Raw genomic sequence first — 20315 nt, forward strand, 5'->3', positions numbered from 1 at the left:
TATCAAGCTGCCTAATGAAATAACCGTGTCTAACTTTTAGGGGTCACTTCAAAATGACTTTTAGAACGCTCTTTTACTATTAAATTAAATAGAGAAGAATAAGAAAAGTGGTACTTACATATAGTAGATGTGGGAGAATTCGTATAGTAGTAATAGATTGTTATCGAAGTAAATAAATTAATTATTATGAATATTTTTAAAAATACTTTACAATTCGAGAAAAATTAGTAGAATAATAATTAGTAATAATTTTCTGATAATTTAAAATAGAAATCTCTCAAAGTTAGTTTCGTACATATAATTGGGGAGGGTACAAAAATGAAGAAAAAGATGAAAAAGTTTACGGCGGTTGTAGCACCAGTATTAGCAATGAGTGTGGCGTTAACAGCATGTTCTGGATCTTCTGGTGGGGAGAAGAAAACGACTACGACGTCTAATAGTGGCGGGGAAGAGAAAAAATCCGATATTAAATATGCGGCACAGCAAGTAATGAATCGTACAGAAACGAATGAAATTCCGACGATGGATACTTCTAAAAATACAGATACGTTAGGTTCTCAAATTTTAGGAAACACGATGGAAGGGTTATATCGTCTAGATAAAGATAACAAGCCAATTCCAGCGGCGGCAGAATCTAGTACGAAAAGCGAGGATGGCAAAAAATATACATTCAAATTACGAAAAGATGCAAAATGGTCAAACGGTGATCCTGTAACAGCGAAAGATTTCGTATTTGCATGGCAACGTCTAGTAGATCCAAAAACAGCTGCAGAATATGCGTTTATTGCTTACTATCTTAAAAATGCAGAGGCAATAAATCAAGAGAAAGCAGAAGTTTCTACATTAGGTGTAAAAGCGGTAGATGATTATACGCTGGAAGTTGAACTAGAGAGACCAGTACCATATTTCTTAAATTTAATGGCATTCGCGTCATACTATCCATTAAATGAAAAGTTCGTAAAAGAAAAAGGAGATAAATACGGTTTAGAGTCTGATACGACAGTTTATAATGGACCGTTTGTACTTACTGATTGGAAGCATGAACAAGGTTGGAAATTAAAGAAAAATGATCAGTATTGGGATAAAAAGACTGTAAAACTAGAAGAAATCAACTATAGTGTAGTAAAAGAACCAGCTACAAGAGTAAATTTATATGATACAGGTGCGATTGATTTTACACTTTTATCAGGTGAATTTGTTGATAAGTATAGAAATAATAAAGAAGAGTTTGGTGCATATTCAGAAACAAGTACTTTTTACTTGCGTCTAAATCAAAAACGTGGTGGGCAAGATACACCGTTAAAGAGTAAAAAATTACGTGAAGCAATTGCATTATCAATCGATAAGAAAGCTTTAACGAATGTCATTTTAAATGATGGTTCAAAACCAGTGGATTATTTAGTACCAAAAGGTTTAGCAGCTGGACCAGACGGTAAAGATTTCGCAGAAACGTTTAAAAATGGTTTAAAACAAGACTCTAAAAAGGCAGCAGCAGCCTGGGAAGCTGCGAAAAAAGAACTTGGAAAAGATCAAGTGACAATAGAGCTATTAAATTATGATACTGGTAATGCGAAAAAGGTTGGGGAGTATGTAAAAGATCAAATTGAAAAGAATTTAAAGGGTGTAACAGTAAATATTAAACTTCAGCCATTTAAGCAAAAACTAAAATTAGAATCAGACCAAGATTATGATTTCTCATATGGCGGCTGGAATCCAGATTATGCGGATCCAATGACATATCTTGATATGTTTGAAACGAAAAATTCACAGAATCAGATGAGCTATTCAAATTCAAAATATGATGACATTATTAATAAAAGTAAGACGGAATGGATGGCTGATGCAAAAAAACGTTGGACAGAGCTAGGGAAAGCAGAAAAACTGTTACTTGAAGAAGATGTAGCGCTCGTACCTTTATATCAAAGTGGTAGATCGTATGTTATGAAACCAAATGTAAAGGGAATTGTAAAACATAATATTAGTCCGGAATATAGTTTCAAATGGGCGTATGTAGAAGAGAAATAGTAAAAGAAAAAAGCGTTTTCAAGTTGAAACATTGCACTTGAAAATGCTTTTTTTTCTGTGCACTATTTTTTTGAGGATGAATATATGTATTATAGAAAACTTGAAGGAGAGTCCTATGAAGCGAAACACATACATCGATTTCCTAGCTTATTACGGAATAGGAAGTGCTCATCCTGGTGGTTTTACGTTAACAAAACAATTGTTAGCACAACTGCCTTTTAAATATGGAGCGAATGTCCTTGAAATAGGTTGCGGTACGGGAAAAACAGCTGCATATATGACAAGGGAATTTGGTTATAAAGTAACAACTGTTGAAAAGAATGAAATTATGATTCAAAAGGCAAAAGATAGATGGTTGTTTGAAGGGTTAGATATACAATTAATTGAAGGAAGTGTAGAGCAATTACCTTGTTTGAATAACTCATTTGAGTTCGTACTTGGAGAATCAATCATCGCTTTTACAGAGAAAGAAAGGGTTATCTCGGAGTGTTACCGTGTATTACAGCAGGACGGTAAGCTTGTTGTCATTGAAATGATTATTGATAGGCACATTGATAAGAGTGAGGAAGAAAAAATCGCCCAATTATATGGCATGAAAGAACTATTAACTGAGAATGAGTGGGTACAATTATTTCAGAAAGCAAATTTTAAAAGAATTACAATTGCTGGCGGTGGCACGATTGCAGAAACGATCTCTGGCTATGTCGAAGAGCCAGAATGGAATGTATCCTCACATATTCCGAATGAGTTATATGGGGCATGGGTACAGCATGAAAATGTACGGCTTATGTACCAACACATTTTAGGGCATCGTATTTTTATATGTGAAAAATAAAGAAAAAGAGTTGGCTAAAGGTAGCCAACTCTTTACTATGTTAAATGAAAAATAATGCAGCTAATGTAATTCCGAAGATGAAACCAAATCCGAGTTCAACACCCCAGCCACAACCGCCGCCACCCCAGCCGCCGCCACCACAACTACCGCAACCACGGCCACCACATCCGCAACTGCTGAATCCACCACCGCATCCAAATCCGCAACTATCACATCTGCTAAGGCCGCCACAAAGGTCACAACCACCGTTTGCATAAGCATCATAGTATCCGAATCCTGAATCAAAAGATGAGCGCTGTTGCATCGGTTCAATCCATACAGAGTTTTGTGTCAAATCGATTATTTTACCTAAATGTATACGGCCATCATGGTCTTCAATCCGAACAACTTTTCCGAAATAACGTCGGCATGTATCATAACATTTTTGTCTATGCATGTTCTTTCCTCCTTCCGCATTACAGTAATACGATATGTAAGGGGGACAAGTGCGGCTTGTACGAATGTCCTATCTATCATAATTGTTATAGGAAAGGGGAAATATAAGAAGAGGATATATAAGGAGGAAAAGGCATGAAATCTACAGATCAGTTTCAGACATACGAAGTACCGTGGGAAGAATTTATTGAAGCGTTGCGAGAGGAAATGAAGAAGCAAGTAGGGGCAGATATTATTGATACAGTAGTTTGCAATTTAGAAGATGGTTTTGAAGTGTATACATATGTGCAGGGGGATTTAGATTTTGAATATAAGGAAGGGCTTGAGAGAAAATACGGAAGTGATGCGAAGATACCTAATGTGTTAACGATAATGTTATTAGCTAGTATTTATAATACAAGTGAAGCGAATATACGCTTGCATGCGGATAATAAAGAGAATCCGATTGTTGAAGTGTATGTAAAGCAATGAAACACGCTGTGAAAAGCGTGTTTTTTATTTGTATGATAAAATGTTAGAAAATTAAGAAATGAGGTGGGGGATTGGGAATTAAACATCTTAATTTAACAGTTACAGATGTAACAGCATCTAGAGAGTTTTTAGAGAGGTATTTTGGTTTAATTTGTAGTGGAACAAGGGGGAATGCCTTTGCAGTTATGCGTGACAATGATGGATTTATACTAACTTTAATGAAAGGAAAAGAAGTTCAGTATCCAAAAACATTTCATGTAGGATTTCCACAAGAAAATGAAGAACAAGTAGATAAGATAAATCAAAGATTGCAGGAAGATGGATTTTTGATCGAGCCTCCTAAGCATGCCCATGCGTATACGTTTTACGTTGAAGTACCTGGTGGATTTACAATAGAAGTGATGTGTTAAGTCAAAAATCAAACTTTTTGTTATGTGTTTTTAAAATGAAAAGTAGGAAAAGTCTGTTTTAAGCGTGGATCTTAAACAGGCTTTTTTTACTTATATAATTGGATAGAGAATGCTAGAAGGAATATTACCAAGTGTATAATCTGTTTACATAATAAAGTTATGGTGGGTTAGTTGTCCTAAAATACAAGTCATATATCTTGTTTCCTCTCATAAATTTAAACATAGGAATTTGTCTACAAAGGTGGCGAAGCCTCATCATGAAAATTCGAATTTGTGCCACGTTCATGTTGTTTCTATTTATATGTTTACCTTTATCAGCTTTTGCAAAAGGAGAGGAGGCAAAGGAAAGGGTCGTTTCACTTGTATATGACGATTCGGGCAGCATGAGAAATAACGATCGCTGGAAATATGCCAATTATGCTTTGCAAAGTTTAGTTGCATTATTAGATGAAAAAGATAAATTTTCTTACGTTCCAATGAGTAAGCCGAATGATCCATTAAACATTTTGTTAACGAAGGATAAAAGGCAAACAGAAATTGAGGGAATTGGAGCGTGGAAAACGTATTTAAATACTCCATTTAGCGCGGTAGAAACGGCGATGCAATCTATAAAAAAGGAAGCAGATATAGATGGAAAACGTGAATTTTGGCTTATTGTATTAACTGACGGGGCATTTAATGATTTAGAGAAAGATAAGGTTGGCGGAAAAGAACAAATTTTGCAGAAATTAGCCCAGTTTAAGAAAGAAATGGATGCAAAAAAGATATCGTTACACCCAGTCTTAATTACGATGGAAGAAGATTTAGGACAACAAGAAAAAGAACAATTAAACACGTTCAAAGAAATATGGAAGAAAGAGATAAATGGTGTTACGATGCCGTCAAGCGGAGAAGATGGCATTGTAAAAAGTGTAAATCAAGTGGCAGCATTAGTTGCAAATCGTGATCCATTCTCCTCTGTTGAATCGATTGTCAAAACGAAAGTAGTGGGGAAAAAAGTAGAGATTACAACACCGTTTCCGTTAAAACGTATGACGCTTGTACGACAATCGCCTTCTCTGCCCGATTATCAGGTCACACAAATTTCTAAACCATTACAATTACAATCTTCTTTTTCCATACATGCACCAGGAGAAGCAAAATTGTTCGGAAATATAGTTCATATAAGTACGGAAAATCAGGAAGTTATTAAACCAGGAACTTATACGATAGAAGTGGACCAGGACATTGAGAAAGAAGGACTACAAGTACTAGTTGAACCGGCGCTTAATTATACGGTTTCTACTTATGACAAAGATGATAGTAGTCAAAAAAATGTAGAGAAAATGTACGAAGGTGTTACTGCTGTTATTGAAGCAAAGCCTACGGAGTTGCCAGTTCAGTCTTCTTACTTTCAGGCAGAAGTAGAAATAGACGGAAAACAATATCCGATGAAGTGGGACGATAAAAGGCATGTGTTTTATTACGAAACTAAGCTTGATAAAGGGTTAGTACGCGGGAAAGTTCATATGAATATAAAAGGGTTTTATAGACAGACGAAAGAATTTAAAATTGAAACAGCTGAGAAACCAAAATTATCACTTCAAACTGTTACAAAAGATTATGAAGAAAAAGTGACAAATTTAGAGAATAGTAAACCATTTGTTTTGCAGCCACAGTTAGATGGTAAGCCGATGACAGAAGAAGCTGTAAAAAAACTATTAAAATCTACTGGTGTCACATCTGAACAATCAATCAATTATGAAATAAAGCAACATGGAAACCAAATCTATGTTTATCCTCGTCCCTATTACTCCGACATATTTAATTTTACAGATACCGGCACCGTAGAAGCTACCATCGTAATGCGGGATTCAAAGTTACAAGAAGTAAAGAAAAACATAACATTCCATATTCAAGATGCTCCGTTTTATGAAAAATATGCGCTCATTTTTAAGTTTGTCATTCCTATCACGTTATTACTGCTAGTAGTAGGAATCATTGTTTTAGGATGGATTGTTCGGCCGAGATTTCACCGGAAGGCACTACTGTATTATGAATGGGATCAAGAGGTAGCGAAAGATTGGCTATATCAATCTGAACCAGAATTACTTCGAAATAAATGGTGGAACCATTATTTTGGTATCCCATTTAGAGCAGAAAGAAAAACGGTGCAATCCGTTACGTTTATAGCGAAGAAAGGTTCGAAATCTGTCTTTGTAGCGAAAGAATCACAAGTAGTTGGAATGATTATTGATGGGATGTTTATAACAGAGGATGAAGTAGGAATGGAACATAAGACACTATATCCAAATGAACTTTTACTAATTGATAGAGGATATGGTAAGGAGATTTACAAGTACGAATGTGAATAGTAGATAGGGATAAGAAGGGGATGGAGTATTGATTCTCTTTCCCTTTTTTCAAACAAGCAAGAATAGGAAGGTGGTTCACATGACATTACAAGTTCCAACAATATTAATTGGTTTAGGTGGAATCGGTAGTACTGTGACGCATCAAATATATGAAAAACTGCCTGAAGAGCGCCGGAAAAAGGTAGCAATGCACGTATTTGATACAGATGTGAATACATTGAGTAAATTTGATCATATTCGAAAGTTTAAGACGCAAACGAGTTCGAGTAAAACGCCAAGAGAGTATATTGCGGGTGATCCAACGATTCCAGAGTGGTTTCCGATGGACCCGACTATACTTGATAAACCATTAACAGAAGGAGCAGGACAGTTACGCGTCATTTCACGTTTAGCGTTACGTGCTGCGATGAAAGAAGATAAATTGACATCCTTTTGGCAAGAAATTGAGAAGATTTTTCCAGTTACAAGCGATCAAACGGAATATGGAGTACGTGTCATTATAGTAACGTCACTAGCGGGCGGAACAGGTTCAGGGATGTTTCTGCAAATTGCATTATATTTACGTGAAATGCTTCGAAAAAAACTGCAGCATCACAACATTTTAATACGCGGTGCGTTTTTAATGCCGGATGTGTTAGTTAAGACGAGAACGGTTAGTGCGAAAGAGTTTGAAACGGTGCAAGCAAACGGCTATGCATCGTTAAAAGAATTACATGCTATTACGCTCGGTTCTACTGGAGAATTATCAAAACGTGGCGGTGTAACAATTGAATTAGAGTATCGCCCTGATCAAGTAGATGAAGACGGAAGAACGAATCATACAATTAAACAACATCATTTACCGTACAATTATTGTTTCTTATACGATTATGAAAACCTACATGGACACCATTTACACAATTTATCGGACTATATGGAACAGATGGCAAATACAATTTATTTACAGTTATTTAGCCCAATGTCCACAAGTCATTTTGCACAAGAAGACAATCAAATTCAGCAATTAGCAGAATCAAGCGGAAAAGGACGATATTGCGGGGCAGGAACGGCAAAACTCATTTATCCGTATGAGCATGTGTTAAAATATTGTGCTTTAAAATGGGCTGTGCAAGGTTTAGATGAATCGTGGCTTCATTTAGATCAACTGTTTCAAGAGAAGAAGCAAAGATATGACCAAGATGTAAAACGTGGTATGCAGCGTGAAAAGCCGGAGAGAGGTAAAAGTTATTTAGAGGACTTGGAACATCTTGCTACCCGTCCAGAGCAAGCTCATATTTTCTATAGACAAATGTACAATGAAACACGTGAAGGAGCAGAAGGTGGTAAGCTCGGAGTTGCAAAATCAAAACTGTTTTTAGAAGCTGTAGAAAGTTATGTACAACGCACGGTGCAAAAAGATGAGGAATTAAATCGTCTGCAACATGAGTGTAAAATTTCAGCTGCGAAACTGAAAATGATGGAACAAATGAAAGGTGAAGTGGCAAGAGTGGATCATGCGGTTCGTTTATATGCGTATGCGATTCCGAGCCGTGTACATGAACATGTAACGACACTTTTATATGACATGATTGAATCAGATCGCTTTTCACCAAGTGGTTCTGAAGGGCAGTCCTATCAATTAAATACATGGTTTTTAAAGAAAACAGATCCAGTTCACCCAGTAGCAGCACGTTTTATGTTATATGAAATTCGAAAGCAGTTAGTAGAAAAAATGAATCGACTACATGAAAATAATGAACAAAAGCGTAATGTAATTCAAAACTACGATAAAAAATTTAATGTAGGTAATATCGATGGCACGGTAACGGCTGTACGCCGAGTAGAAATTGCTCAACAACAAGGCTGGTTCGGAAAAATGATTAATAATCAGCAACGTTTATTCAAAAGAGAATTTGAAGACATCGTAACGCAATATGTACACAAATTAAATGAATATCGAAAAGAAATGCTATTAGAACTTGTATATCAATCGCTATATCAAGCAGTTAATAAAATGATTCAATATTGGGAAAGGTTTTTTGATAATTTACATGAAACACGTGAAAATTTATTATTTGAAATCCAAAAGCGCAGTAAGGAATTTGAAGGAAAAACAAACCCGACGAATGTATATGTATTAGCAGAGGAACAGTTGCAAGAAAAGATATGGCAAGATATGCAGCAACATTTAAATTTAGGTGTACTACCGAAAGATATATCAGCGGAAATTTATATGAGTTTGTACGGAGAATATTGTCGTGATGCGAAAACAGAAGAGATTCAGTCGAAAAAGGTAGAGGATTTCTACCGCGAACATATACTGAGCTATTGTTATGACGAACTGCAAGTACGCTATCGTGATAAATTAGAACTGAATATCATTGAAGCGTTGCGAAAAGAAGCAGATTACAAGAAACGTGATCGCGATGAATACGTTCGTGAAAAAATTGAAGACCTGTTCCATTTAGCAAGTCCGTTCATTCCAAAAGTTTCTCATCATAGGGAATTACAATATTGGGGTATACATCCTTCTTTAAAGAAAGAGCTACAAGAGGAATTGATTCAAGAAATGTTTAAAGAAAAAGATACAGTACATGAAGCCTTTTCGCCATTTGAAGTGATCTGTTATCGAGCACATTATGGCTTATCGCTGCAAGATTTTCCTAAATTATCATCAGGACATATTTCAAACGGATTTATGAATGATAAAGGTGACTATTTCCAATCGTATTATCGCCGTGTAAACAAATTAAATAGTAAAAAATCTAGTTTAACGCCGCATTTAGATAAGTATTGGCACTTACCAGCCTTTATGCCAGACTTGAATGCGACTCAAACAAAATTAGATTATGATAAATGTAATCGTGCATTACTATACGCATATATGTATCGCTGGATTAGTTTAGTTGCTGTTGATGGACAATTTGTGTATCAATATAACGGTGTGGGGCGTAGCTTTTTAATTCAGTCGATGGGGAAAAATATTTCAAGTGAAAGTTATAAATTACACAGAGCATTGCTTCATAATCCGTTTATTTATGAAAACATCTTGTCACGATTTGAAGAAGAGCAAGAAAAGGCGATGATACAAGGTGGACATTTATATACACATCCGTTCGTATTAGGAGCCCAAGATGTAAGATGGCTTAGAAAAGAACATGTCCACAATCTTTTAGATATGATTTTAATGTATGACCGTGAAGCGAAGTATGATCCGACGTTAGAAGAAACATCAGATGAATTATTAAGACTATTCCTTGATGAAATCGAGTTGTATTTCCAGAACTATTACGGTACAGGTGCTGATATGGTTGCAAAGAAAGAGAAAGAAATGTTTATTAAACAATTGTGGGATCGCTCGCATGCGAAAGGATATGTAGATCCAAATAGCGCTCCGTATAAAAAATGGCAAAATTTATTAAGTATTCAAGATGAAGAAGAAACGCCAAAAACGAATGTATAATGAATGAAAAGGGAATCCTTAAAAGTGGCAATACAACTTTAGAAAAGAGGGATTCTGATGCTGTTTTTAGGAAGTGTATATCAAATATTTGGGTTATATCCGGAACTTTATTATGGGATGATTTCAGCAGAGTTGCAAGAGGAAGCTCAGAAGGAGCATCTTGAAAATAGTAGTGCAGAAGCTGAAGTGGAAGAATAAAAAAAGTGCAGATGAAAATCTGCACTTTTTTGTTAGTATTAAAATGGTGAAATAACCTCAAATGAATTATTATTTTTGAATAATAGTTTATTTGAGGTTATTATGATTTTTATTACATTGTATGTAATGAAAAATGTATGAAAATCAATGTAATAAAATGAATATGAATATTAAGGTGGAAAACAACAATGTTTTTGAGAAAATAATTATGTATAAAAATAACATTTGATAAATAATCAACCAATTATTTTTGAATGATTTATTATTGACAATATAATTAATTGTATGATAAATTCAATCAGCATTCTTAATGGCTTTTTGGTACGGTTAATATTTTGAAAATTCAATACGATATAAAGAGATTGATTTTTCTGTTTTTTTGATGGGGTGGGTTACTAAGTCTATAGGGGAAGTGAATTATGTATATTTTTATTTTTAAAATAGAACAGTAATAAAGAATGTAACAAGTAAGAGATAAACTTGAAAAAGAGGTTTCAAAGAATGAGTCTTTTCATAAAGAAAGCAATGGATGAAGAAAAGAAAAAAGTATTGAATCAAACTTTAGGAGCGATTGATTTAACTCTGTTAGGTATTGGAGCAATTATTGGTACAGGTATTTTCGTATTAACTGGTATTGTAGCAGCGAAACATGCTGGTCCGGCGATTGTATTATCTTTTGTATTAGCAGCAATTATATGTGCATGTGTAGCTTTCTGTTATGCTGAATTTGCATCTACAGTTCCAGTTTCGGGAAGTGTATATTCATATACATATATGACACTAGGTGAGATTTTTGCATTTATAGTTGGCTGGTGTGTTATGCTGGAGTATTTATTAGCGACTTCTGCGGTTGCAGCGGGCTGGTCAGCATATTTTCAGTCACTGCTACTAGGTTTTAATATTCACATTCCTACGGTTTTTGCTTCGGCACCAGGAATGGGGAAGGGTGGAATCATTGATTTACCAGCAGTTCTTATTATTTTAGTTGTTACATTTTTATTAAGCCGTGGCGCAAAAGAAAGTGCACGAATTAATAATATAATGGTTATTATTAAACTGGCTGTTATTGTAGGATTTATTGTTGTAGGGACACAATATGTAAGACCAGAGAATTGGCAACCATTTCTACCGTTTGGTTTTCACGGCGTGGTAGGGGGCGCTGCTACTGTATTTTTTGCTTTTTTAGGATTTGATGCAGTTGCAACAGCCGCAGAGGAAGTGAAGCGTCCACAACGTAACGTGCCAATTGGGCTACTTGTTTCCTTGCTCATTTGTACCGTTCTATATGTAGGTGTTTCATTCGTGCTAACTGGAATGGTTCCGTTTATGGAATTAAATGTTGCTGATCCGGTTGCATATGCGTTGCGCACTGTAGGAGAAGATAGAATTGCTGGGTTGTTATCGGTGGGAGCGATAGCAGGGCTAACAACAGTTCTGTTAGTAGCTATGTTTGCATTTGTTCGTGTATCTTACTCGATGAGTCGAGATGGATTGTTACCAAAAAGACTTTCAAGTGTCCATAAACGTTTACAAACTCCATTTTTTAATACGTGGGTTACAGGTATACTAGCAGCTTTATTAGCGGGATTAGTGGATTTGAATTTATTAGCTAATTTAGTGAATATGGGAACGATAACAGCATTTGTGTTTGTATCTATAGCTGTCATTGTATTAAGAAAGACACATCCTAATATGAAGAGGCCATTCCGTGCCCCTCTAGTACCTTTTTTACCTATCGTTTCAATAGTAAGTTGTATATATTTGGCTTTGAACCTTTCTAAGCTTACTTTAATTAGTTTTGTGGCATGGATTATAATAGGTGTTTTCATATATTTTGTATATGCTAAAAAACATAGTAATGTTAGAAATGGAAATAGAGTATAGTCCATTGAAATAATACTTGTAATGGAAATGAAAACACGCTACTTATTCATATAAGAACAAGTAGCGTGTTTTTACTATTTAATAATTCCACTTTCTAAAATTTTGATAGTAGGTGTTACTTTCACACTAGCTTTTGAAAAAGCGCTAGGCCAATCATCTTCAACCTTTTTCCATTCTTTATATTGAAAAGCTCTTGCATAATCGCCAAATCCGAATGGATCAACTTGCTGCTTTTGAATTTTGTGGATTAATTCGTTTAAATCTTTGTTTAGTTGTTTTGTTATAAGTGTTGTTAATTTCTTGTTATCTTTGTCTATATCTATATTGAATGTAACCTCAGATATGGCAACTTTTAAATTCATTTTAATATTAAATGTGAAGTGGTTATCGATATAACCTGTACCAATATCGCGATTCACACTAAGAACGTTTATTGTTACAAAATCATTGCCTTTTGTATCTTTTAGATGATTGTTACTTTCAACTGAATCAGAAGGGATTTTCATTGTAAGTGAAACTGGTGTATTAGATTTCTTTTGCAACATAAGAAGAAGGGCACTTTCATCTCGATTTAATGACATTTTATAAATTCCACGGGAAGTTAAAAGTACAGATCCAGTAACAGTAATTTCTTTCTTTTCTTTTTTTATTTCTGAAATTGTTGGTGTAATCCCTTTATTAAAAGTTTGTCTATGAAATTCATGGAATGTTGTATAAACTGTTCGATTGTATAATTTGTTTGTATTAATTAATTCAGTTAAATGTTCAGGGAGATCTGGTTTATCTTTAAAGTTATTATAAATTATAGAAGAAACAGGTCCTTGTACTGCTACAATACGCATATTACCAGTGTTTTTCGGATCTCGATACCAAACATCAAGATATGGCATAGCTCCTTCTTGTTTCAAGAACGTATTGCTAAATAAGACGATTTGTAATTTTTCCGTAGATACTAAACCGCTACTCGAACTATTAAACATCGCCTTTGCTTCTCTAGGTGTATGTACTTTTGTTTCATGGGTCTCGTACTTTTTCTCGACATCCTTGTTAAAAGTAGGTATTATTTGGTACACTTTCAGCTTGTTTTTATTATCTTTATCAAAACCGTAAACTAATGAAATGGATTGTTTTTCGAGATCGAGTCGATCCCCACAGCCAGTCAAAAAGATTGTGAGGAAACAAAATATAGTGAAATGAATAAATCGTTTCATTTAAGTGTTTCTCCTTTTCCAATACTGATAAAATGTAATGTATGAGAGGAATACGACTGGGAACAGAAAAACGATAAAATAACTGGCAGTTCCCCAAAATTCGCGTAAAGCATTTATTTGATAAGAAGAAGGGATATAAAAAAGTAGGGTGAAAATACACCCGAATAAAAAAAGCCAAATAGGTAAGGAACTACCTTTTTTATTGAGTAATTGATTGATTCCATCTGAAACGGTAAAAATATAAGGAATACAAGAATCAAAAATAATAAAGAGATAAAATGATAAAAATATAATTTCAAATCGCTCTAAGAATGAAAAATGAAATGGTGTAATGAGAGAAAGAGTAGGCCATAAAAACTTCGTTATACCATCTGGGCTAAAATAAACAAAAGAAACGAACGTAACTTGAAGATAAATAAATAGTGTAATTAAATTCGCAAAAACAATACCTTTTTTAGCGGATGACTTGTTACTAAGATAAGGATAAAGGACAAATGCAAACTCAAATCCAAGAAACGCAATGATAGTTGATTTGACTGTATTTAAAACGGGTAACCACCCTTCTTTGAGAAGGGGAAGAAGGTATATCCAATGACCATCTTTAAGTGGGATAAATAATAATAATGGCATCCAAATTGTAAAAAAAAGAGTGAATACGGCATATCGACTTATAATGATTATGCCTTTGCACGCCAACATAATCATTGGGATAGATAGCAAAATCATAATTAAAAACATAGGAGATCTAGGTAAAATCCAAATGTGAACGATGTATAAGAGGGAAAATATTAAAGAAATAGCGGCAAGTGCAGCATATAAAATCCAAAGGAGCATCATTCCGTTTCCTAGCCATTTTCCAAGGTAACGTGTCAGGACATCAAGTAAAGTATCTCCGGGATGTTTTTCCATGATTTTTATAATACATAGACTGACTAAAGTAGTTATGACGCATCCGATAATAATCGACATCCATCCATCAGTATTCGCTCCTTGTGCAACTTCACGCGGAAGTGTAAGTAAACCAAAACCGACTTGAACACCACTAATAGTGAGAATGTATTGAAATAAAGTAATCTCCCTCTTTGCACGATTTGTCACTTGTTTTCCTCCGTTTCCTCGTCATCTCTTTGTCGATTTTCTTGTTTTAGGTTAAGAGACATTGGTCGTTTTTTCATTATTTTCCAAGGTAATCGTATAAGAATATCTTTTATATCGGAAGAGAATAGTGGGGAAAAAGGACTACCATAAGGAACACCAAGTGATTCCATAGAAAGAATATGGATGATGATAACCGCCATCCCAACCATAATTCCAATGACCCCAAATAAAGAAGCGATTATCATCATTGGAAAGCGAAGAAGCCGAATTCCTGCTGACATTTCCATGTTAGGGATGATAAAAGAAGCGACTGCGGTAATAGATACGACGATAACCATAACATTACTTACGATTCCTGCTTGAACTGCAGCTTGTCCAATGACAATCCCTCCTACGACGCCAATCGTTTGTCCAACGGGACCAGGAAGCCGAACTGCAGCTTCGCGGAGCATTTCAAGTACTAATTCCATTAACAGTGCTTCTAGTATAGGGGGGAAAGGAATTTTAGCTCGAGATTCTCCAATTGTTAACAATAATTTGAGCGGAATCACTTCATAATGGAAGGAAATCATAGCGATATAAAGAGCTGGAGCAAATATTGCAATAAATAGCCCAGTGAAACGAAGGAGTCGTATAAAAGATGGAATCATAGGTCTGAAGCTGTAATCATCTATCGTCTGAAAGAAGGATGAAAAGGTCATAGGTCCTATTAATACGCCTGGTGAGCGATCTACAACAACAGCAATTCGCCCATTCAAAATATGATGTGCCGTTGTGTCAGGACGTTCAGTGATAGACAATTGTGGGAAGAGAGTATAGGAATTATCTTCAACAAATCCTTCTAATTCACCGGTAGTAAGAATAGCATCTACTTTGATTGATTCAATGCGGCATGCCATATCTTGTACAACATCTTCGTTTGCAACATCTGCAAGATAAAGTAAAAAAACTTTAGAGGTTGCTCGTTCGCCAACAGTGAATTCCTTCACTTTTAATTCGCGATTTGGAATATATCGACGAATAAGTGCGATACTATCACTTGCCACTTCATTAAATCCTTCGTGTGAGCTTTTTATGGAAGTCTCTGTTGTAGGTTCTTCAATACTCCGTTTTGGCGCCGCTTGCGTATCTAGTTCTAAAGCTGATAATTGCCCGTTTATAAATAAAATACTTTTGCCATGTAAGAGAGATTGCTCAATGTCTATCCACTTCTGAACTTTTTTAATATTCCCTATAGAAACAGAAGATTCCCAAAAATCGTCTTCATTCCATTCTTTAAATAAGAGAGGACGAAGAATGTCTACATTAATAACAGTTTTATCTACAAGTCCTTCCATATATATAAGAGCAGCTTCTTTTCCATTTTTTAACGGGAAAGTGCGTATAATTAATTCTGGAATACCACTAAATAATTTGGATAAGTGTTTAAGATTAAGCGGCATGGAGGAAGAAATTTCTTTATTTAATACAGTTTCAGATTGCTCATGTGTAGAGAAAGATTTTTCGCCCCTTATCCATTTTCGAAAAGATCCCATATATTCACCTTATTCCTCGTTGAACTTTATATGGGTTATTATGGATAGTTACATACAGACATATGCGCAGTTTAAAATTTATATTGTATATTTGTACATTTAACGCTATAATTATAGTGTTAAAGATGGAATCGTGATATGACCTGTTATGAATCTATCGTTTTATTTATGAATAAATGGATTGGTATTTTAGCAAGATGTGCTAATAAACTACTCCACCATGATGATAGCGTGCCCAAAATGTGGTGCGTATATTTTCGTGGTGGAGTTTTTTTATTCTCAAAAAGGGGGAAAGACCATGAATGACAACATGGTTCATATTACAATTGACGGAAAAAAGTATACAGCGGAGCCTGGTTCAACGATATTGGGTGTTATTAATGAGAACGGGATTGAACATCCGCAAATTTGTTACGTGCCGGAAGTAGATCCTATTCAAACATGTGACACTTGTATTGTAGAAGTTGACGGAAAGTTAATGCGTTCTTGTTCGACGATAGCAACGGAAGGTATGAACGTTGAGCGTGCTTCTGTTCGCGCAAAAGAAGCACAAACAGAGGCGATGGATCGGTTACTAGAAAATCATTTATTATACTGTACAGTATGTGACAACAACAATGGGAACTGTAAACTGCATAATACAGCAGAATTAATGGAAATTGAACATCAAAAATATCCTTATGAACCGAAAGTAGATGTAAGTGAAGTTGATATGACGCATCCGTTTTATCGCTATGACCCTAATCAATGTATTGCATGCGGTCAATGCGTTGAGGTGTGTCAAAACTTACAAGTAAATGAAACGTTATCGATAGACTGGGAAGCGGAACGCCCACGAGTTATTTGGGATGAAGGAGTAAATATTAATGATTCTTCATGCGTTAGCTGTGGTCAATGTGTAACGATTTGCCCTTGTAACGCTTTAATGGAGAAAACGATGCTCGGTGAAGCTGGATTTATGACGGGATTAAATACAGCATCATATATACCAAGGGTTTTAGAGCCCTTGGTGACACTTTGGTAACTTTTTTGCCAAATCGTCTTCTATAAAGGCGAGTGCTTCTGCTTGTTTTGACGGATATAAGTGACTATAAGTATTCAGAGTTGTTGCTACATCAGAATGACCTAGTCGTTGTGCTACTACAAGTGGACTTACACCTTTATTAATTAAATAAGATGCATGTGAATGTCTAAATTCATGAAGTAAAATTTTTTTTACTCTAGCAGTAGCCACATATTTCTTGTATCGTTCATCTAGCGTGGAGGTAGCAATACTATTATAAAACTCACCGAAAACAACATAATCATTTTTTACTGGTGCTGTTAATGTAGCATGTTCTCTTAATTTCTTCAATAAATTAATGATAAGTGTAGGCAATAAGATGATTCTATTTGATGATTTTGTCTTTGGTTTTGTAACTTGACGATTGTATTCAGTTTTGTTGATGTTAATCGTTTTTCCTACAAAATCAACATCCGCCCATGTTAAAGCTAATAATTCACCTTTCCTAGCGCCGCTATAATAAAGTGTCGAAAAAAATGCATTGTAAAGTAAATCATCTACAGTATCGATGAACCTTTGAAATTCATCGAATTCCCAATAACTCATTCGTTTGTTTGATTCTAATTCAAAGTTTCCTGCAATACGTGCCGGATTGCTAGTCAATCCATAAAATTTTATCGCAAAATTGAATATAGCGGATAGTATAGTATGAATTTGCTTTAGAGTATCAGCGGAGTAGTTATTTAAGAGTTTATTTTGATAGTTCATTACATGTTTTGCGGTAATGGTATCAATTTTCATTTTACCAAATTCTTTTAGTAAATGATTATAAATTGCATTTTTTATGGCGTTAATCGAAGACTGTTTCCTCCTTTGGCAATACCAATCAAAATAACTATCCGCAACCTGAGCAAACGTCAAGCTAGAGTTCGTTTCTTTTTCAACTAACATTTTCGCTTCCGCTTCACGTGCCTCCTTTTTCGTTTTAAACCCACGACGCTTTACTTGTTTTTGAGTGCCATCAAATTGACGGACTCTGACAACGAAGAAATAGGTTCCACGTTCTTTATCTTTGTAGACCACCATAGGAATCCCTCCTGTATATATAAAGATTGATAATTCAATTTATTGAGTAGATTATAACTTGTTTGTTACCAAATGAAAAGGCTCCCAAAATAAATTGAGAGCCTTTCCTTGACTTTAACCACTTTAATTTTAATAATATACGTTAAAAATTTCCCCACTATTAGTAGTGAGGAAAGATTGGTGAGGGACACCAATCAGGATGATACAAGTAAGGATAAAATCATAATACCATAAAAATAGGTTGACGCATATTGAGAAAGTTATGAATTTATTCATTGTAATATTGTAATTAGAATCGAAATTGGTTGGGTAAAATCATCAAAAATTGGCTGGCTTCTGCATTTAATTTCGGTAGAATATGATAAAAATGAACCAATATTCATTAAAAATGGAAAATGTTCCAAGACATTTTTGTGGAAATAAAACAAATTTCTCGAGACATATATTTATCAAGTTGTAAGGGGTTGGAAGAGAATATAGGTTCGTGATAACATTAATCCTGTATACAGTATAGGGGTTTCTGTTAGTTAATTAGACAGAATAATCATAAAAAATAAAATAAAACCAAACATAAAAACTCGCAGAGCGTGTGTAAGAGGTGCATCCTACAAAACTTCTCACACCGTTCATCCTAGCTACATTAGGACAAACATTTGCATCATACGAGTTCCTGGTCAGTGTAACACACACCTAGTAAATTTAGAATGTGTCCTGTATTGAGAAAATTAAAGCTGAGGGCTTTTATGTTATACTGGATGGAGGGAAGATTACTTTGAAGTCGCTACATGTTGAAGTTTGCGAATTAATTGACAATAGACCTGAGTTAACATATGCGAGTGTTGCTGAGGCTATTGGAGTAAGCGCGCAGTACATGTCCAAATTTAAGAAAAATGGAACCATTAATTTTGGTGGTCTTTTAAAGTTGGCAAAAGTATTAAGCTTGCCTGATCAGAACTTTAGAATGACTATGAGCAATTTTTGTTTAAAAGTTGATACAACAGAATTAATTAAACAAAGCTTTGAATATGCAGCAATTACTAGGGATATTGAATTGTTAAAAAAGCTGATTGAGAAGTATCGAGATGACCGGGGGAGCATTAAGGAGTATGTAGATGTATATGAAATCTTGTATAAATATATAGTAAATGAGATTGGTGGTAAATCATTAATTAAAAGCTTGCAAACACTACGACAACCGACTGATTGTTGTTTGCGGATACTAATGGATATAATGAAATGTTATAATTATTATTTTTCTAAAGATTTTCCTATGATGATTGGACTGGGCAGAGAAGTAGAACAAAGTTTGAAGCATCTAAGTGGTGGCCGGAAAGATTTTATTTTACATTGTTATTTTCACAGAGTGTATGAGATTTTAGCGCCTGTATACTTACGATTAAATAATCGTGATTTGACAAGGAAGTATGCTGCTGTGTTAAAAGGTTCAAATTTTTGCGCAAAAACTGTTTCTGATGCAACATATTTAATGGGCATGTCTTATTTACTTGAAGATAAACAGAAATGTTTGTCGCTATTAAAAGAAAGCTATGAATTATCAAAAGCTATTGGAGAAAAAATATTAGAAACTGAGGCACTGTATAATTTGAAATTGGTTGAATTATACTATGAATTAGAAAATAATCAGTCAACTAATAATTTGGACGGAATAGAAAGATTGGCTTCGAGGTTCTATCAAAAAGAAAACGAAGATTTTATTGTATTATTTAAGGCAATGAGAGATCATTCTAATAAAAGTTTGCATAATTGTCTAAAGCAATTCTTTAGTCAAGGCAATTACTTTTTTTCTAGTTTAAGTGCAAGAGAGTTATATAAGCGGGGAGAAGATTCTGCTATAATTGAATGGATGATGGATTATCGATATGAGGTAGGGGGGAAGGGCTTTGAAGAAATCAATATTGATAATGTCGCTAATGATGACTTTAATGGCAATGCCGTTTGTTACTAATCAAGGATTCGCAATGAAGGGCATTAATGCATCTTCTTATGTGGATATTAAACCTGGTGGATAAACTAAAAAAGAGCTACTTAGATAAATTTGCTAAGTAGCTCTTTTTTTAGTTTGTCAATGGTTTTGCGAAAAAAATTAAAATCGATTTTTGGCTAATCTTGAGACATGTATAAGGATTAGTAATAAAATTATAGAAAAGGGGCTAATGTACAGTAGGTGTTGAGATAATCGTTTATAGAGGAGATTAGATCATATGAATAAAGTAAACGGGGAAAAAGTTCAACAGGAATGGAAAAACGTAGAAGAAAAAATTAAAACGATGTTAGTACTGGAACAAATTTTTAGTGAGGATGAAGAGT

At 34.8% G+C, this 20315-nt stretch carries 14 protein-coding genes and 1 pseudogene; 10 read left to right on the forward strand and 5 right to left on the reverse strand.

Annotated elements, in window-relative coordinates:
• Positions 1-318 precede the first annotated feature (318 nt).
• Together ACODS7_RS26075 and ACODS7_RS26080 are read left to right on the forward strand one after the other, a co-directional pair.
• Complete coding sequence (locus ACODS7_RS26075; protein ID WP_016080689.1) at positions 319-2025, forward strand: peptide ABC transporter substrate-binding protein; 1707 nt, start codon at positions 319-321, stop codon at positions 2023-2025.
• Between the two features lie 115 nt (positions 2026-2140).
• The gene (locus ACODS7_RS26080) at positions 2141-2860 is read left to right on the forward strand and encodes a class I SAM-dependent methyltransferase (protein ID WP_029443015.1); all 720 of its coding nucleotides are present in this window, start codon (positions 2141-2143) and stop codon (positions 2858-2860) included.
• Positions 2861-2900: 40 nt separating this feature from the next.
• Here ACODS7_RS26080 and ACODS7_RS26085 read toward each other — a convergent pair whose 3' ends face one another.
• Positions 2901-3296, reverse strand: a complete 396-nt coding sequence (locus ACODS7_RS26085) for a hypothetical protein (protein ID WP_029443014.1) — start codon at positions 3294-3296, stop codon at positions 2901-2903.
• A gap of 134 nt (positions 3297-3430) precedes the next feature.
• Between ACODS7_RS26085 and ACODS7_RS26090 the strand changes: the two genes are divergently transcribed.
• From ACODS7_RS26090 to ACODS7_RS26115, 6 genes are all read left to right on the forward strand, one after another.
• Positions 3431-3766, forward strand: coding sequence for a hypothetical protein (locus ACODS7_RS26090; protein ID WP_000842905.1), 336 nt, complete (start codon positions 3431-3433; stop codon positions 3764-3766).
• Positions 3767-3837: 71 nt separating this feature from the next.
• The gene (locus ACODS7_RS26095; RefSeq protein WP_029443013.1) at positions 3838-4176 is read left to right on the forward strand and encodes a VOC family protein; all 339 of its coding nucleotides are present in this window, start codon (positions 3838-3840) and stop codon (positions 4174-4176) included.
• Positions 4177-4433: 257 nt separating this feature from the next.
• Positions 4434-6530, forward strand: a complete 2097-nt coding sequence (locus tag ACODS7_RS26100) for a vWA domain-containing protein (RefSeq protein WP_043936416.1) — start codon at positions 4434-4436, stop codon at positions 6528-6530.
• A gap of 79 nt (positions 6531-6609) precedes the next feature.
• Positions 6610-9972 (forward strand): tubulin-like doman-containing protein, encoded by a 3363-nt coding sequence (locus ACODS7_RS26105; RefSeq protein ID WP_016080694.1) that lies wholly within the window; start codon positions 6610-6612, stop codon positions 9970-9972.
• 57 nt (positions 9973-10029) lie between these two features.
• The gene (locus tag ACODS7_RS26110) at positions 10030-10170 is read left to right on the forward strand and encodes a phosphonate ABC transporter permease (RefSeq protein ID WP_243168992.1); all 141 of its coding nucleotides are present in this window, start codon (positions 10030-10032) and stop codon (positions 10168-10170) included.
• A gap of 501 nt (positions 10171-10671) precedes the next feature.
• Complete coding sequence (locus tag ACODS7_RS26115; protein ID WP_140163851.1) at positions 10672-12054, forward strand: APC family permease; 1383 nt, start codon at positions 10672-10674, stop codon at positions 12052-12054.
• A 74-nt stretch (positions 12055-12128) separates the two neighbouring features.
• Here ACODS7_RS26115 and ACODS7_RS26120 read toward each other — a convergent pair whose 3' ends face one another.
• Genes ACODS7_RS26120 through ACODS7_RS26130 form a run of 3 tightly spaced genes read right to left on the reverse strand, consistent with a single transcriptional unit; the run spans position 12129 to position 15898 of the window.
• The gene (locus tag ACODS7_RS26120; protein WP_029443011.1) at positions 12129-13265 is read right to left on the reverse strand and encodes a Ger(x)C family spore germination protein; all 1137 of its coding nucleotides are present in this window, start codon (positions 13263-13265) and stop codon (positions 12129-12131) included.
• Positions 13266-14363 carry an endospore germination permease gene (locus ACODS7_RS26125; RefSeq protein ID WP_016080698.1) on the reverse strand — a complete coding sequence of 366 codons (1098 nt, stop codon included), beginning with the start codon at positions 14361-14363 and terminating at the stop codon, positions 13266-13268.
• Positions 14360-15898 carry a spore germination protein gene (locus tag ACODS7_RS26130; protein WP_029443010.1) on the reverse strand — a complete coding sequence of 513 codons (1539 nt, stop codon included), beginning with the start codon at positions 15896-15898 and terminating at the stop codon, positions 14360-14362. Before ACODS7_RS26130 ends, ACODS7_RS26125 begins: the two co-directional genes overlap by 4 nt.
• 298 nt (positions 15899-16196) lie before the next feature.
• Here ACODS7_RS26130 and ACODS7_RS26135 point away from each other — a divergent pair.
• A pseudogene (locus ACODS7_RS26135) lies at positions 16197-16916 on the forward strand (2Fe-2S iron-sulfur cluster-binding protein); the annotation flags it as partial.
• Here the strand turns inward: ACODS7_RS26135 and ACODS7_RS26140 are convergent.
• The gene (locus ACODS7_RS26140; protein ID WP_243168993.1) at positions 16896-17987 is read right to left on the reverse strand and encodes a site-specific integrase; all 1092 of its coding nucleotides are present in this window, start codon (positions 17985-17987) and stop codon (positions 16896-16898) included. The pseudogene ACODS7_RS26135 and the gene ACODS7_RS26140 overlap by 21 nt on opposite strands.
• Positions 17988-18759: 772 nt before the next feature.
• Here ACODS7_RS26140 and ACODS7_RS26145 point away from each other — a divergent pair.
• Positions 18760-19953, forward strand: a complete 1194-nt coding sequence (locus ACODS7_RS26145; RefSeq protein WP_242316725.1) for an AimR family lysis-lysogeny pheromone receptor — start codon at positions 18760-18762, stop codon at positions 19951-19953.
• Positions 19954-20315: the final 362 nt, after the last annotated feature.

This window comes from Bacillus sp. FG16 (assembly GCF_057809515.1).

Excerpts from the sequence above, each read along its gene's own strand:
- ACODS7_RS26075 (WP_016080689.1), top strand. The coding sequence starts at position 319 with ATGAAGAAAAAGATGAAAAAGTTTACGGCGGTTGTAGCACCAGTATTA.
- ACODS7_RS26080 (WP_029443015.1), top strand. The coding sequence starts at position 2,141 with ATGAAGCGAAACACATACATCGATTTCCTAGCTTATTACGGAATAGGA.
- ACODS7_RS26085 (WP_029443014.1), bottom strand. The coding sequence starts at position 3,296 with ATGCATAGACAAAAATGTTATGATACATGCCGACGTTATTTCGGAAAA.
- ACODS7_RS26090 (WP_000842905.1), top strand. The coding sequence starts at position 3,431 with ATGAAATCTACAGATCAGTTTCAGACATACGAAGTACCGTGGGAAGAA.
- ACODS7_RS26100 (WP_043936416.1), top strand. The coding sequence starts at position 4,434 with ATGAAAATTCGAATTTGTGCCACGTTCATGTTGTTTCTATTTATATGT.
- ACODS7_RS26105 (WP_016080694.1), top strand. The coding sequence starts at position 6,610 with ATGACATTACAAGTTCCAACAATATTAATTGGTTTAGGTGGAATCGGT.
- ACODS7_RS26110 (WP_243168992.1), top strand. The coding sequence starts at position 10,030 with ATGCTGTTTTTAGGAAGTGTATATCAAATATTTGGGTTATATCCGGAA.
- ACODS7_RS26115 (WP_140163851.1), top strand. The coding sequence starts at position 10,672 with ATGAGTCTTTTCATAAAGAAAGCAATGGATGAAGAAAAGAAAAAAGTA.
- ACODS7_RS26120 (WP_029443011.1), bottom strand. The coding sequence starts at position 13,265 with ATGAAACGATTTATTCATTTCACTATATTTTGTTTCCTCACAATCTTT.
- ACODS7_RS26130 (WP_029443010.1), bottom strand. The coding sequence starts at position 15,898 with ATGGGATCTTTTCGAAAATGGATAAGGGGCGAAAAATCTTTCTCTACA.
- ACODS7_RS26140 (WP_243168993.1), bottom strand. The coding sequence starts at position 17,987 with ATGGTGGTCTACAAAGATAAAGAACGTGGAACCTATTTCTTCGTTGTC.